At 65.9% G+C, this 504-nt stretch carries 1 pseudogene; it reads left to right on the top strand.

The window, feature by feature from the left end:
• A pseudogene (locus EN984_RS37165) lies at positions 1-504 on the top strand (imidazolonepropionase); the annotation flags it as partial.

A 504-nucleotide genomic window follows, 5' to 3' on the forward strand; every position in this document is an offset into this window, starting at 1 on the left:
CTGTGGCGCAATGCGCGGCTAGCGACAATGGTCGACGGGTCTGCCGGACTTGGCGTCGTCGAACATGGCGCGGTCGCTGCGCGTGACGGCCGCATTGTCTATGCCGGCCTCGAGTCGGAGCTGCCCCCAACACTTGCCCAGGGCGCCGAGACGGTCGATTGCGAGGGCCGCTGGATCACGCCTGGCCTGATCGACTGCCACACCCATCTGGTCCATGCCGGCAACCGCGCGAACGAATTCGAGATGCGGCTGGCCGGCGCCACCTATGAAGAGGTCGCCCGGGCCGGCGGCGGCATTGTTTCGTCGGTCAAATCCTTGCGCGCCGCCAGCGAAGATGAACTGGTCACTCAATCGCTGCCGCGCCTCGATGCGCTGATCGCCGAAGGCGTGACCACCGTCGAGATCAAGTCCGGCTATGGCCTCGACCTCGAAAACGAGAAGAAGTCGCTGCGTGCCGCACGGCAGTTGGGCAACCAGCGGCCGGTGACAATCCGCACCACCTTC

Origin of the sequence: Mesorhizobium sp. M7A.F.Ca.CA.004.12.1.1, assembly GCF_003997835.1 — a bacterium.
In the GTDB taxonomy this organism is placed as follows: domain Bacteria; phylum Pseudomonadota; class Alphaproteobacteria; order Rhizobiales; family Rhizobiaceae; genus Mesorhizobium.